Genomic DNA, 13649 nt, shown 5'->3' with positions numbered 1-13649 from the left:
AGTCGTGCCGCCTCTTGCTCACCGCTCCAGCGACACGCGCCGATCCGTCGCGATGTGGTCGAGGGCGGACAGCGCCCGCTCGTCCTGGACCAGGGTGTCCACCGCGTCCCACCGCCTCGTCCACGCTCCGAGTTCGGGACTCAGCGCGGCGGTGAGCATGCGCGCATCCTCGAGGATGCGTCCCGGAGAACGGCGGAGCTGGCGTCCCTCCGATACGATCCCCGGCTGGGGGAACCCGAAAACGACGGGCTCACAGTGGTTGATGCGGTTGCGGGCCCAGTTGAGGCGCAGGGCGATCCGGTGGACCTCCCGACGCGTCCGACCCGGGAACGCGGGGCTGAGCGCTGGTTCCCAGAGCGTTTCGGTGTAGGACGCCTTCGTTCCGTCGGGTCTGCGGCCACCGCGGCCCAACACGGCGACCCAAGCCCCCAGCATGAGCTGCGCGACGACCTGGCCCGGTTGCGCCCCGACGCCCACGCGCGTGATCGCCGTCTCCACCTGTCGGAGGAGGTCCTCGTCGAACGAGTCCCGCTGCGTCTCGAACCAGCGGGGCCCGAAATGCGCCGTGAGAGCCCTGTGCAGGTGCTCGCGCAACGCGACCTCGAGGAAGCGCAAGACCGCGTGCAGATGCGAGGCCAACGATGCGTCGACGAGAGCCAGTTCGACCGCGGCGCGGTCAGCGCCGCCGACCGCCGCACGGAAGCGGCGCAGCCGAGCGGGCGCGAGGCTCGCGATCAGCGCTCGCTGTTCGTCGTACGTGGGAGCCGGGATCACCCACGGCACGCTACTATCGATGGATAGTCCCGCAGTCGGAAGGCTGCTCGGGTTCTGGAAGCCGTCGTAGTCCCTCGGGTCACGGCGGCTTCACCCGTTCCCGGGCGTCGATGGGCGGCCGCGCGAGCGGTACCGCACGTCCGCAGAGTCCCGCGGGCCGAACCGCTCGGCGAACGCCCGGTCGTTCGGGATCCACACGTCGCGCCACAGGTCGTCGTGCGCCCGTCCGAGCTCGTGATCACGGGCCATCCCGCGTCGGGCCGCTTCATCGAGGTCCACGTCACACCAGACCGTCAGGTCGAGGAATGACCGGACCTCCGGGTGGAAGAGCCCGATCAGGTCGACGACGAGCACGTCGGTCACCGGCAGCGGTTCCGGTCGACCGAGCGCCCGGGTCGACCAGTCGAAGCGGCGGAACGATCCCGTCCGGCCAGCGCGGTGCGGTTCGAGGACCTCCGAGCCGAGACGCAGGCGTTCGATGCCGTCCCAGTCAGTCGATCGTCGGTGCGACCGGGTCGGGTCGAGGAAGTCGTCACCGCGGATCCGGACCGCCCCCGGCATGTGGTCGACGAGGGCCCTGGCGAGCGTCGACTTGCCGGACCCGCAGTGGCCGGACACCCCGACGACGATCGGTGACCGTGCCGAGGCACGGAGCGTCCGGACGTGCTCGAGCAGGGCATCGCGGTCCACCTCGTCAGCGTAGGGCGGGTGGCCGTCCGCGCCTACGATGGACGGGTGCTGCTCGCGATCGACACCTCCGCCGGGACCTCCGTCGCCGTCGTCGACCCGACGACCCGCCAGGTCCTCGCCGAGCGCGAGACCGACGACACCCGTCGGCACGCCGAGGTGATCGGCCCGTTCCTCGACGAGGTCCTGCGCGCCGCCGACCTCGCCCCGGCCGACGTCACGGGCGTCGTCGCCGGCATGGGCCCCGGCCCCTTCACCGGCCTCCGGGTCGGCATCGCCGCCGCCCGCACCTTCGCCGCCGCGCGCGCCGTCCCGTTCCTCCCCGTCGTCAGCCACGACGCGGTCGCCGCGGGGGAGCCCGGGCCGCTCGTCGTCCTCACCGACGCCCGCCGTCGCGAGGTCGCCTGGAGCGCCTACGACGCCTCCGGCGCACGCGTCGCGGGGCCGGGACTCGCGAAGCCGGCGGACCTGGACGACGTGCTGCGGGCCTCCCGTCCAGAGGCCGTCGACTGGCGGCGCGTGACGGCCGCGACCATCCCGGCCGGGAGGCTCGGGGCGCTCGCCGCGGATCGGCTCGCCTCCGGCGCGCCCATGGCCGCTGACACCCCGGTCTACCTGCGCGAACCCGACGTGACGATGCCGGGAGCGCCGAAGCGGGTGGCTCGGTGACCGCCGTGCTGCCCGACGGACTGCGGCTCCGTCGCGCGCACCCGCAGGACCTCGACGACGTCATGTGGCTCGAGCACGTCTCGTTCCCGACCGACGCCTGGTCGGCCTCGCAGATGTCCGGTGAGCTGCACTCCCCGCACGGGTACTACGTCGTCGTCGAGACGACCGGCGAGGGCGCGGCGCCGACGGTCGTCGGGTACGCGGGGCTGTCCTCGCTGCCCGGCAACCCGGTCGCGGACGTGCAGACCATCGCGGTCGCGGCCGACCAACGTGGCAAGGGCCTCGGCCGGGTGCTGTTCACGGAGCTCCTCGACGAGGCGCGTCGCCGCGGGGTGCACGAGGTGTTCCTCGAGGTCCGCGCGGACAACCCGGTGGCGCAGACGATGTACACCGGGTTCGGGTTCGAGCACATCGCCACCCGGCCGCGGTACTACCAGCCGGACGGGGTCGACGCGTGGGTGATGCGAGCCGAGCTCGGGGCGGACGCGGAGCCCGGACCCCGACGCGGACCCGGCCCGATCGGACAGGAGGCGCTCGATGACCGCGGCTGAACCACTGGTGCTCGGCATCGAGACGAGCTGCGACGAGACCGGCGTCGGCATCGTGCGCGGGACCACCCTGCTCGCCAACGTCATCGCGTCGAGCATGGACGAGCACGCCCGCTACGGCGGCGTCGTGCCCGAGGTCGCCGCGCGGGCACACCTCGAGGCGATGACACCGACCCTGCACCAGGCGCTCGAGCAGGCCGGGGTGACCCTCGACGAGCTCGACGCCGTCGCGGTGACCGCGGGCCCGGGGCTCGCCGGCGCGCTCATGGTCGGTGTCGGCGCCGCGAAGGCGCTCGCCGTGGCGACGGGCAAGCCCCTGTACGGCGTGAACCACCTGGTCGGACACGTCGGTGCGGACGTCCTGCGCACCGACGGCTCCGAGATCGAACTCCCGACCGTGGCGTTGCTCGTCTCCGGCGGGCACACGTCGTTGCTCCTCGTGCGCGACCTGGTCGGCGACGTCGAGCTGCTCGGCGAGACCATCGACGACGCCGCGGGTGAGGCGTTCGACAAGGTGGCGCGGCTCCTCGGCCTGCCGTACCCCGGCGGGCCCCAGATCGACCGTGCGGCAGCCGAGGGCGATCCGACGGCCATCCGGTTCCCCCGGGGCCTGACGCTGCCGAAGGACATGGCGGCACACCGGTACGACTTCTCGTTCTCCGGGCTGAAGACCGCCGTGGCCCGCTGGGTCGAACGCTGCCGCGACGAGGGGCGCGAGGTGCCCGTCGCCGACGTCGCCGCGAGCTTCCGCGAGGCCGTGGTCGACGTCCTGCTGACCAAGGCGTTGGCCGCGTGCCGGGACACCGGCGTCGACCGGATGCTGCTCGGCGGCGGGGTCGTCGCGAACGCCCGGCTGCGGCAGGTGGCCGAGGAGCGATGCGCGGCAGCCGGGGTGGCGTTGCGGATCCCGCCGTTCGACCTCTGCACCGACAACGGGGCGATGATCGCGGCGGTCGGGGCCCGGCTCGTCGCCGAGGGGCACGCCCCGAGCGACCTCGGCATCGCGGCCGACTCGACCCTGCCGGTGACGACCGTCCAGGTCTGACCGGGCACGACCCCGCCCGGTCCCGCTCCTGAACGGTCCCGGGAGCCGTGTGGGAGGATCGGTGCCGGTGGCCGCCCGGTCGCCGGGAGGGGTGCAACGTGTCCGACCAGAACGACCGATCGACGCCGGACGAGACGCCGGACCAGGTGTCCGACCAGACGTCGGGTCAGGCGTCGGCTGCGACGCCTGCCGATCCGGACCGTGCGCACGAGCCGGTGACGCGCGACCCGTTCGCGTCCTCTGGGCAGGGTTCGGCGGCGCAGGGCGTCACGGACCCCGTGGGGGACCGCAGCGGTGGGGCCTCCTCGCCCGGACAGCAGAGCCCGTACGCGACGCCCGGCCAGTACGGGTCGGCGGGGCAGTACGGTGCCGCCGGTCAGTACGGCTCGCAGGCGACCTCCGGGCAGTCGGGTCAGTACGGGACACCGACCTCGTGGGGCTCGCAGGACCCGTACGGGCGGCAGTCCGGGCAGAGCGCGTACCCGCAGCCCGGGGCCTACGCCCAGCAGGGCCAGTACGGGTCGCAGAAGCCCTCCTCGAACCAGCAGCAGTACAGCCAGCAGCAGTACGGCCAACAGGGCGCAGCCGCGTACAACCCGTACGCCGCCACGAGCCAGAACCCCTACGGACAGCCGCGCAGGACGAGCGCCCTCGCGATCCTGTCGATCGTCTTCGCCTTCGGTGGACTCGTCTTCGGACCACTCACGGTCCTCACCAGCCCGGCCGGCGCGATCATGGGCCACATCGCCCTCGGTCGCATCCGACAGACCGGGGAGCAGGGCCGCGGTCTCGCGCTGGCCGGTGTCATCGGCGGCTGGATCCTGACGGCGATCTCCCTGCTCGGCGTCATCCTGTTCATCTCGTTCGTCGTGTTCGCCTCACAGAACCCGGGGTCGGGCGGCTACGGCTACGACGGCTACGACGGGTACGACACCTCCGGCGCCAGCGCGCTCATCGCCTGACCGGCAGCACCGGGGCGGTTCCGCCTCGACGAACGGGCACCGCCAGGACGGCGGTGCCCGTTCGTCGTCTCAGCCGGTCACGTCGTCCAGCCGCTCGCACAGGACGGCCGTGTGGCGACCCTCCAGTCTGGTGAGCACGAGCGTGACGCGACCGCGGCCCCGCAGGCGCAGGCGCTTGCGGAACTCGGCCGGGTCCACGTCGACGCCGCGCTTCTTGATCTCGACCGTGCCGATGTCGTCGGCCGCCAGCCGGGCGGCGAGGCGCTTCACGTCGAGCGGCATCGTGTCGAGGACGCGGAACCCCTGCGCGAACGGCGTCACGACCGCCCGGTCGCTCGTCACGTAGGCGATGCCCTCGGAGAGCATGCGCCCGTCGATCGACCGCGCCAGGTCCCCGATCAACCGGGCGCGGATGACGGCCCCGTCGGGCTCGTAGAGGTACGCCCCGAGCGACCCGACCTCGACGTCCTCGGCGTCGGCGGCCCCCGTCAGTTCGGCGATGCCGTGGGTGCCGATGACGGTCGCCGCGCGCCGGACGCCCGGACGGGCGAGCGGGCCGAACCACAGGGCGAGTTCGACGACCTCCCGGTCGACCGACGTCCACTGCGCCTCAGCGGTGTCGGGGATCAGGTCGCGGTCGATGCCCGGGCCGAGCTTGACGCCGGTCGGGGTGGTCGTCGCCGCCGCGAACACCGTGTCGAGCGAGGGCGACCAGTCGTCCGGGTCGGCGAGTCGTCGAGTGTCCGAGTGCCCGCTGGTCCGGCGGGCCGGGTCCATCCAGACCCCGTCCACGGAGGTGATGTCGAACGTAGCGGCGTCGCCGAGCTCGACGCGGGCGTTCGGCCACGGCGCGAGGTTGTGCGTCGCGACGGCAGCCGTCACCTCGTCCCGGTCGACGGCGGTGACGTCGAGGTCGAGCGCCGCCATCGCGAGCGCGTCCCCGCCGATCCCGCAGCCGAGGTCGGCGACACGGGTCAGGCCGGCGGCGGCGAACCGCCCGGCGTGCTGCGCGGCGACCTGCAGTCGGGTCGCCTGCTCGAGCCCGGCGGCGGTGAAGAGCATGCGCGCGGCGAAGTCACCGAACTTGCCGCGGGCCTTCTGCCGGAGCTTCGCCTGGGTGAGGACCGCCGCGACGAGCGCCGGGTCGTGGCCCTCGGCCCGCAGACGTGAGACCACCCGGACGATCTCGCCGCCGTCCGAGACGGACGGCGTACGGTCGAGCAGGTCCATCCCCGCCGGGGTCAGCAGCTGGGTCAGTTCGGCGGCGTCCATGCCCCGATCCTCCCAGGTGGGGCAGTGCGCGGCGCGCTGGCACTCGGATTGACCGAGTGCCAGTGACGTCCTACAGTTGGGGTTGGCACTCTCCCGAGGGAAGTGCCAACCCGGTTTTCGTCAGTACCGAACACGTACCGAGAAAGAAGAGGTCACCGTGGCCGTCAGCATCAAGCCGCTCGAAGATCGCATCGTCATCCGCCAGGTCGAGGCGGAGCAGACCACCGCGTCGGGTCTGGTCATCCCGGACACCGCGAAGGAGAAGCCCCAGGAGGGCGAGGTCGTCGCCGTGGGCCCGGGCCGCATCGACGACAACGGCAACCGCGTGCCGCTCGACGTCGCCGTCGGCGACAAGGTCATCTACTCCAAGTACGGCGGCACCGAGGTCAAGTACTCCGGTGAGGACCTCCTCGTCCTCTCGGCCCGCGACGTCCTCGCGGTCATCGAGCACTGACACCCGCTCCACGAACGCCCCGTCGGCCTGGCCGGCGGGGCGTTCGTCGTTCCGGGATCACCGCAGACCGCCGGGAGGCCCGGGTTCGGGCGCGTCCGTCGGCCCGCCTTCCTAGGATGGTTCCGTGAGTGAACCGATTCCCCAGCGCCCAGCGCGGAGCGAGGCGTCCGTCGGTGTGGTGCAGGCGCTCGTGGCGTACGGGCTCTGGGGGCTCATGCCGTTGCTCTTCGCGGCCATGGCCCCCGCCGCCGCGTTCGAGATCGTGTCGTGGCGCATCGTCTTCGGCCTGGTGTTCTGCGCCGTGGCGATCCTGGCGACCCGGTCGTGGCTCCGTACCCGGTCCCTGCTCGTGCAGCCCCGGGTGATGGGCGTGATGGGGGTCGCTGCCGGGCTCATCCTGGTGAACTGGACCGTGTACGTGCTCGCGACGACGACGGGCCACACGGTCGAGGCGGCCCTCGGGTACTTCATCAACCCGCTCGTCACGATCGCCCTCGGCGTCCTGGTCCTCCGCGAACGCCTGCGTCCGCTGCAGTGGACCGCGGTGGGGATCAGCGTCCTGGCCGTCGTCGTCATCGCGGTCGGCTACGGGCAGATGCCGTGGATCGCGCTCGTGCTGGCGTTCTCGTTCGGCTCGTACGGCCTGGTGAAGAAGCGCGTCGGGGGCACGGTCGACGCCCTCAGCGGGCTGACGATCGAGACGGTGTGGCTGCTGCCCCTCGCCGTCGGCACCCTCGTGGTGCTCGGGGTCACCGGGCTCGGCGGTGGGGTGACCTTCACGAGCGAGGGCTGGCCGCACGCCCTCGTCACGGTGCTGACCGGGCCGGCGACGGCGGTGCCGCTGCTGCTCTTCGCGTCCTCGGCGCGGCGCGTGAGCCTGTCGACGCTCGGGTTGACGCAGTACCTCGCACCGGTCATGCAGCTGCTCGTGGGCGTGCTCGTCCAGCACGAGCCGATGTCGGCCTCGCGGTGGGTGGGATTCGGGATCGTCTGGCTGGCGCTCGTGGTGCTCACGGTGGACTCGTTCACCGCAGCGCGGCGAGGTGCGCGACGTGACGTCGTCCCCGAGCCGGCCTGAGCTGACGGGGGCGGAGCGGGCCTCCCGGCCGGTGCCCGCCGGGTGTGGGCGAGACGCACCCGTCTGCGTGCGGCGTCGCGGTCCCCTCGACGCCCCACGCGCGCGAGACACGCCCGTCTGCGCGCGACGCCGCTCCCATGGCGCGACGCCGCCACCATCGGCGGCGTCTCGGTCGCTTCGCGGCGTCTCCCGCTGACACCGGCGTCTCGGCCCCCCGCCATCAGCCTGCCGTCCGCCACCGCCCGGCCGCGGGCTGCGCCGCCCCGATGCCACGTTGCGCCGCCCCGACGGCACGTTGCGCCGCCCCGACGGCGCCGCACAGGCCGTCGGCGTCCGCCCACGCGAACGGCCCCCGGGAGCAGCTGCTCCCGGGGGCCGTCAATCGTGCGGGGTGTTACTTCGAGACCGAGCCCTGGATGGCGCTCTGGTAGACGGGCTTGTTGTCGCCGTCGAACTTGTAGATGCCGATGTAGGCGCTCGACGGGTCGTTCTTGCTGTCGAACGGACCGATGCCGGACGGGCCGGTGTAGTGGATGTCCTCACCCTCGTCGAGGAGGTCCTTGCAGTCCTTGAACGTCGAGCACTCGGTGCCGCCGTCCGCCCCGGAGACCGCAGCCATGTTGGCCTGGATCGTGCCGGAGTCGGTGCCCTTGCCCTTCACCGCGGCGAGGGCGGCGAGGGTGGTGGCGTCGTAGGACTCAGCAGCGTACGAGAAGTCGGCGAGGTCCTTGTTCGAGGACTTCTTGTAGAAGTCGACGAGGCGCTTCTTCAGGTCGTCCTTCGGGCTGGCACCGGGAATGGTCCCCTGTGCGCCCTCGAGGGTGCCCTTGTCGAAGTCCTTCGAGTAGTCCGCCGTGTTGCCGTCGGACATGTAGATCTTCGCCTTGTTCCCCTGCGAGACGAGCTCGGGGATGATCGACTTCGTCTCGTCGAACGCGAGCACGACGATCGCGTCGGGCTCGGTGGCGAGCGCCGCGGTCACCTCGGACGAGAACGTGGTCTGTCCGGGCGGGAACTCCTGGCCCTTGCCCTTGGCGCCGTAGACGACCTGGCCACCGGCGGACTCGACGGCTTCCTGGACGGAGTTGCGCAGGCCCGTGCCGTACGTGTCGTTGAAGACGAGGAACGCGACCTTGGCGTTGCCGTCGCCCGTGACGAGCTGGCCCAGCGCGGAACCCTGGACCGAGTCCGGCGGAGCGGTGCGGTAGTAGTGCGACGAGTAGCCGGACAGGTCGGTCGCCGTGTTCGCCGGCGAGATCTGCACCATGCAGTTGCTCGTGAGCTGGTCGATCACGTTGAGCGTGACGGAGGACGACTCGGCGCCGATGACGACCGGGACCTTCGCGTCGACGAGCTTGGTGGCGGCCGAGCTCGACACGGTCATGTCGTTGCTGTCACCGGAGTCGGTGGCGGGGTCGATGGTGACGTCCTCGTCGAGCACACCGCCCGCCGCGTTGATGTCCTCGACGGCGAGGCCGACGCCGGACTCGGCCGGCGGGTTGAGGTAGGCGAGCGATCCGGTCAGCGGCAGGATCGTGCCGATCTTCAGCGGGTCGGTGCTGGGCGACGAGGGGGCCTCGCAGCTCGCGGCCGGGTCCTTCTTCGCGCCGCCGGCCTTGGCCGACTCGGATCCGCCGTCACCGGCGTTGCTCGAGGTGGAGCAGCCGACGAGGAGCACCGCGGCCGCTCCCGCCAGTGCCAGCGCCGTGGTGGCGCGGGTGGTTCTGATCATCCGTGGAACCCTTTCTCTGCGCGGAGGCCCTACCGCATCGGGTCGAGCGCGGCGTCTCCGCGTGGGATTGGAGAGAAAACTAGGGTCGATGTGTTTCGCCCGTGTGACGGAAGGACACACCTGGGTGTTTCGTTACATACCCGTGACACTTCTGAACGGACGTACGGGAAGCCCTGATCAGGAGTCCGTCTGGACGGTCTCCGCGGTTCCGGACGGGCGCCCTGGAGGTCCGGCGTACGTTCCGCAGGCATGAGCGACACATCCTCGACCACCGTGTTCCAGCCCACCAGGGCCATCGTCACCGGCGCAGAATCCGGCATCGGCCGCGCCACCGCCGTCGCGCTCGCGACCGCCGGCATGGACGTCGGCATCACCTACCTGTCCGAGCCCGAGCGCGCCGAGGAGACCGCGGAGGAGATCCGCGGCCTCGGGCGGAAGGTCGTCGTCGAGCAGATCGACGTCACCGACCTCGCCGGGGCCGGTGCCGTCATCGAGCGGATCGCCGAGCAGCTCGGCGGCGTGGACGTGATCGTCGCCGACGCCGGGACGGGCGACAACGCACCGTTCCTCGACATCACGCTCGACCAGTGGCGTCACACGGTCGCGACCGACCTCGACGGCGCCTTCGTCACGATCCAGGCCGCGGCCCGACGCATGGTCGCGCAGGGCACCGGTGGCCGGATCATCGGCATCACGAGCGTGCACGAGCACCACCCCCGCTACGGCTCGAGCGCCTACGACGCCGCGAAGCACGGGCTCGGCGGACTGCTGAAGACCATCGCGATCGAGCTCGCCGAGCACGGCATCACCGCGAACGCCGTCGCACCGGGCGAGATCGCGACGCGGATGACCGGCGCCGAGGACGAGGACCCGCACACCATCGACCGACCCGGCGTGCCGCTCGGCCGTCCGGGCAACGCGTGGGAGATCGCCGCCGCGGTGGCGTTCCTGGCCTCGCCCGCGTCGTCGTACATCACGGGTGTCTCGCTGCCCGTCGACGGCGGCATGCTCCAGATGGGCCCGCACGGCGGCAGCCACATCACCTCGAACGACTGGCGGAGCGCGTAGCCCTCGCGCTGGCCAGTCGCCTGAGAGGCGGCCGTCTCCTCGAGACGCCGCCGACCGCTCGAGACGCGCCGAACCCGGCGGCGTCTCGAGCGGTCGGCGGTGTTCCGCGTTGTCTCGCGAACGGGAAGGGGGAGCTCACCTGGCGGCGTCTCCAGAGCCCAGCCCGCTAGCCGCGGTAGTTCGGCGCCTCGACGACCATCTGGACGTCGTGCGGGTGCGACTCCTTCAGCCCGGCCGCGGTGATGCGGACGAACTTGCCGCGGGCCTTGAGCTCCGGGACCGTCCGGCCGCCGACGTAGAACATCGACTGCCGGAGGCCGCCGACGAGCTGGTACACGACGTTGCCGACCGAGCCGCGGTAGGGCACCTGGCCCTCGATGCCCTCGGGGATGAGCTTCTCGTCCGAGGGGACGTCCGCCTGGAAGTAGCGGTCCTTCGAGTACGAGGTCTTCTTGCCGCGGGTCTGCAGCGCCCCGAGGGAGCCCATCCCGCGGTACGCCTTGAACTGCTTGCCGCCGACGAACACCAGGTCGCCCGGGGACTCGTCCGTGCCGGCCAGCAGGGAGCCGAGCATCACGGTGTCCGCACCGGCGACCAGGGCCTTCGCGATGTCACCCGAGTACTGCAGGCCGCCGTCGGCGATGACCGGGACACCGGCTTCGCGTGCGGCGAGTGAGGCCTCGTACACGGCGGTCACCTGCGGCACGCCGACACCGGCGACGACGCGGGTGGTGCAGATCGAGCCCGGACCGACGCCGACCTTGACGGCGTCCACACCGGCGTCGATGAGCGCCTGCGCACCGGCACGGGTCGCGACGTTGCCGCCGATGACGTCGATGCCGTCGAACGACGAGTCGGCCTTGATGCGGCGGACCATGTCGAGCACGCCTTCGCTCTCGCCGTTCGCGGTGTCGACGACGAGCACGTCGACCCCGGCGTCGCGGAGGGCCTCGGCGCGCTGCCAGGCGTCCCCGAAGAAGCCGATGGCGGCACCGACGCGCAGCCGGCCCTCCTCGTCCTTCGTGGCGTCCGGGTACTTCTCGCTCTTGTCGAAGTCCTTGACGGTGATGAGCCCGCGGAGCTTGCCGTCGACGTCCACCAGCGGCAGCTTCTCGATCTTGTGCTGCGCGAAGATGGCGATCGCCTCTTCGGGGTCGATGCCCTCGAGTGCCGTGATGAGCGGGGCCTTCGTCATGACGTCACGGACGAGCGTGCTGGACATCTCGAACGGTGCGACGAAGCGCATGTCGCGGTTGGTGATGATGCCCACGAGCGTGCCGTCAGCCTCGACGACCGGCAGCCCGGAGACGCGGAACTGCCCGCAGAGCGCGTCGACGTCGGCGACGGTGGCGTCCGGGGTGGTGGTCACCGGGTTGGTGATCATGCCCGACTCCGAGCGCTTCACCTTGTCGACGTAGGCGGCCTGGTCCTCGATGGACATGTTGCGGTGCAGGATCCCGATGCCACCCTGGCGCGCCATCGCGACCGCCATCCGCGACTCGGTGACGGTGTCCATGGCCGCGGAGAGCAGCGGCACGTTGACCGAGATCCGCTTGGTGAGCCGGGACGCCGTGGACGCCTCGCTCGGGATGACGTCGGTGTGCCCCGGCAGGAGCATGACGTCGTCGTACGTGAGTCCGATGAATCCGAACGGATCCGGCTGGTCCATGGGTCCCCTTCGTGAGCGAGGTGAAGTGGTCGAGACACCGGGACGCTGCGGTGGGCTCCGGATAGGACATGGTAACGCGCGGCCCGCGCGCGCCATTCCGGCGGTCCCGATCGGCTGCTGTACCGGCCGGACGGGGAGGCTCTCGGCTGGAAAGCAAATCGACGCGCCTGAGGAAGATCACGGTTCCGGCACGATTTGTGCAGGGAACGTGCCGGAAACACGGGGGACACAAAAAATCCCTAGGGTCCTCGACTATCCGAACGAGAGGCTCATCCGTGGGTTCCATCACTCCGCCGGGGTCAGCGCTGGCGCGCCGACTCCGCCGCGGGGCACCAGGCCGCCGTCGCCTGGTCCTCGCCGCCGTGCTCTTCCTCGCCTTCCTCGCCACCTTCGCGGTCGACTGGGCACTCTCGCCCGCGGCCGACGCGGCGACCAGCTCCCCGTCGGCCAGCAGCGCGCCCGCGAGCACCGGGCCCTGCGTGGTCAGCCCCACGAACGGCTGCATCCAGGGCACCATCCTCGACTCCGACCGGGAGCCGGCCGACGGCGTCGACGTGGACGTCACCGGACCGGGTTCCTTCGCCGGCTCCTCGACGACGAACGCCGACGGCCGCTGGTCGGTCAGCGTCCCGGAAGCCGGGTCCTACACGGTCAAGGTCGACCAGGACTCACTGCCGAAGGGGCAGTACCTCACCGACGCGGAGGACGCCGAGCGCACGGTGCAGGGCAACCTGAACGCCAACGCCGGCACGATCTTCCAGCTCTCCGACCAGGAGGGCGCGACCACCGACACCGGTGCCACCAGCGTCACCGCCGCACGGTTCTGGCAGCAGTTCGCCTCCGGCATCCGACTCGGGCTCCTCATCGCCCTCGCCTCGATCGGTCTGTCGCTGATCTACGGCACGACCGGCCTGTCGAGCTTCTCGCACGGCGAGCAGGTCACCCTCGGCGGGCTCCTCGCCTACGTCTTCGCGAACCAGCTCGGGTGGAACATCTGGCTCGCCGGCCTCGTCACGGTGCTGCTCTGCGCGGCCACCGGGTACCTGCAGGACGCGGGCATCTGGAAGCCGCTCCGCAAGCGCCGGATCAGCCTGACCCAGCTGATGATCGTGACCATCGGCCTCTCGATCGCCGCCCAGTACGCGTTCCAGTACTTCTTCGGCGCCTCGACCGTCCGCATCCAGCAGGGCAACCCCGAGACCGTGACCTTCGCCGGCATCACCCTCACCGTGCAGTCCTACGTCGCCATGGGCATCGCGCTCGTCGTGCTCGTCGGCACCGGGCTGTTCCTCGCGAAGACCCGCTTCGGTCGGGCGACCCGCGCCGTGTCCGACAACCCGGCGCTCGCCGCGGCCTCGGGCATCGACGTCGACCGGGTGATCCGGTTCGTGTGGACCCTCGCCGCCGGCCTCGCGGGCCTGTCCGGTGTGATGCTCGGCCTCGTGCTGAACGGCGTCAACTGGCAGACCGGTCTGCAGCTGCTGCTCCTCATGTTCGCCTCGGTGACGCTCGGTGGTCTCGGGACCGCGTACGGCGCGCTCGTCGGCTCGATGATCATCGGCATCGTCGTGGAACTCACGAACCTGGTGCTGCCCGGTGACTTCAAGTACGCCACCGCCCTCGTCATCCTCATCCTCATCCTGCTGTTCCGGCCGCAGGGCATCTTCGGCCGTGCCGAGCGGATCGGTTAA

General features: G+C 71.4%; 13 protein-coding genes. 8 read left to right on the top strand and 5 right to left on the bottom strand.

Going from position 1 to position 13649, the window contains the following annotated elements; genetic code table 11:
* Window positions 1-18: 18 nt before the first annotated feature.
* Both DEJ18_RS14515 and DEJ18_RS14510 read right to left on the bottom strand, forming a co-directional pair.
* A complete protein-coding gene (locus DEJ18_RS14515) occupies window positions 19-774 on the bottom strand; it encodes a hypothetical protein (RefSeq protein WP_146241510.1) in 756 nt (251 codons plus the stop codon).
* Between the two features lie 90 nt (window positions 775-864).
* Complete coding sequence (locus DEJ18_RS14510; protein ID WP_111210021.1) at window positions 865-1464, bottom strand: uridine kinase family protein; 600 nt, start codon at window positions 1462-1464, stop codon at window positions 865-867.
* A gap of 45 nt (window positions 1465-1509) precedes the next feature.
* On the opposite strand from DEJ18_RS14510, the gene tsaB reads away from it, so the two are divergent.
* From tsaB to DEJ18_RS14490, 4 genes are all read left to right on the top strand, one after another.
* Window positions 1510-2130 carry a tRNA (adenosine(37)-N6)-threonylcarbamoyltransferase complex dimerization subunit type 1 TsaB gene (gene tsaB, locus DEJ18_RS14505; protein ID WP_111210142.1) on the top strand — a complete coding sequence of 207 codons (621 nt, stop codon included), beginning with the start codon at window positions 1510-1512 and terminating at the stop codon, window positions 2128-2130.
* A complete protein-coding gene (gene rimI, locus DEJ18_RS14500; protein WP_258376874.1) occupies window positions 2127-2681 on the top strand; it encodes a ribosomal protein S18-alanine N-acetyltransferase in 555 nt (184 codons plus the stop codon). The genes tsaB and rimI overlap by 4 nt, the downstream gene beginning before the upstream one ends.
* Window positions 2668-3723 (top strand): tRNA (adenosine(37)-N6)-threonylcarbamoyltransferase complex transferase subunit TsaD, encoded by a 1056-nt coding sequence (tsaD, locus tag DEJ18_RS14495; protein WP_111210022.1) that lies wholly within the window; start codon window positions 2668-2670, stop codon window positions 3721-3723. Before rimI ends, tsaD begins: the two co-directional genes overlap by 14 nt.
* Window positions 3724-3821: 98 nt before the next feature.
* Entirely contained in the window at window positions 3822-4685 is an 864-nt protein-coding gene (locus tag DEJ18_RS14490) for a DUF4190 domain-containing protein (protein ID WP_181434148.1), read from the top strand.
* 69 nt (window positions 4686-4754) lie between these two features.
* On the opposite strand, the gene DEJ18_RS14485 is transcribed toward DEJ18_RS14490, so the two are convergent.
* Complete coding sequence (locus tag DEJ18_RS14485; protein ID WP_111210024.1) at window positions 4755-5957, bottom strand: class I SAM-dependent methyltransferase; 1203 nt, start codon at window positions 5955-5957, stop codon at window positions 4755-4757.
* Window positions 5958-6114: 157 nt separating this feature from the next.
* Between DEJ18_RS14485 and groES the strand changes: the two genes are divergently transcribed.
* Together groES and rarD are read left to right on the top strand one after the other, a co-directional pair.
* Window positions 6115-6411, top strand: coding sequence for a co-chaperone GroES (gene groES / locus DEJ18_RS14480; RefSeq protein WP_071292506.1), 297 nt, complete (start codon window positions 6115-6117; stop codon window positions 6409-6411).
* Between the two features lie 124 nt (window positions 6412-6535).
* Window positions 6536-7489 (top strand): EamA family transporter RarD, encoded by a 954-nt coding sequence (rarD, locus tag DEJ18_RS14475; protein WP_111210025.1) that lies wholly within the window; start codon window positions 6536-6538, stop codon window positions 7487-7489.
* Between the two features lie 394 nt (window positions 7490-7883).
* Here the strand turns inward: rarD and DEJ18_RS14470 are convergent, their stop codons facing one another.
* Entirely contained in the window at window positions 7884-9221 is a 1338-nt protein-coding gene (locus tag DEJ18_RS14470) for an ABC transporter substrate-binding protein (RefSeq protein WP_111210026.1), read from the bottom strand.
* 249 nt (window positions 9222-9470) lie between these two features.
* Here DEJ18_RS14470 and DEJ18_RS14465 point away from each other — a divergent pair, with 249 nt between their 5' ends.
* Window positions 9471-10289 (top strand): SDR family oxidoreductase, encoded by an 819-nt coding sequence (locus tag DEJ18_RS14465; protein ID WP_111210027.1) that lies wholly within the window; start codon window positions 9471-9473, stop codon window positions 10287-10289.
* A gap of 166 nt (window positions 10290-10455) precedes the next feature.
* Here DEJ18_RS14465 and guaB read toward each other — a convergent pair whose 3' ends face one another.
* The gene (gene guaB, locus DEJ18_RS14460) at window positions 10456-11958 is read right to left on the bottom strand and encodes an IMP dehydrogenase (protein ID WP_111210028.1); all 1503 of its coding nucleotides are present in this window, start codon (window positions 11956-11958) and stop codon (window positions 10456-10458) included.
* Window positions 11959-12320: 362 nt separating this feature from the next.
* Between guaB and DEJ18_RS14455 the strand changes: the two genes are divergently transcribed.
* The gene (locus tag DEJ18_RS14455) at window positions 12321-13649 is read left to right on the top strand and encodes a branched-chain amino acid ABC transporter permease (RefSeq protein ID WP_111210029.1); all 1329 of its coding nucleotides are present in this window, start codon (window positions 12321-12323) and stop codon (window positions 13647-13649) included.

It is taken from the genome of Curtobacterium sp. MCSS17_015 (assembly GCF_003234265.2).
In the GTDB taxonomy this organism is placed as follows: Bacteria; Actinomycetota; Actinomycetes; order Actinomycetales; family Microbacteriaceae; genus Curtobacterium.
Note: the sequence above shows the minus strand (reverse complement) of the source record. Positions and strands in the feature narration are given on the sequence as shown.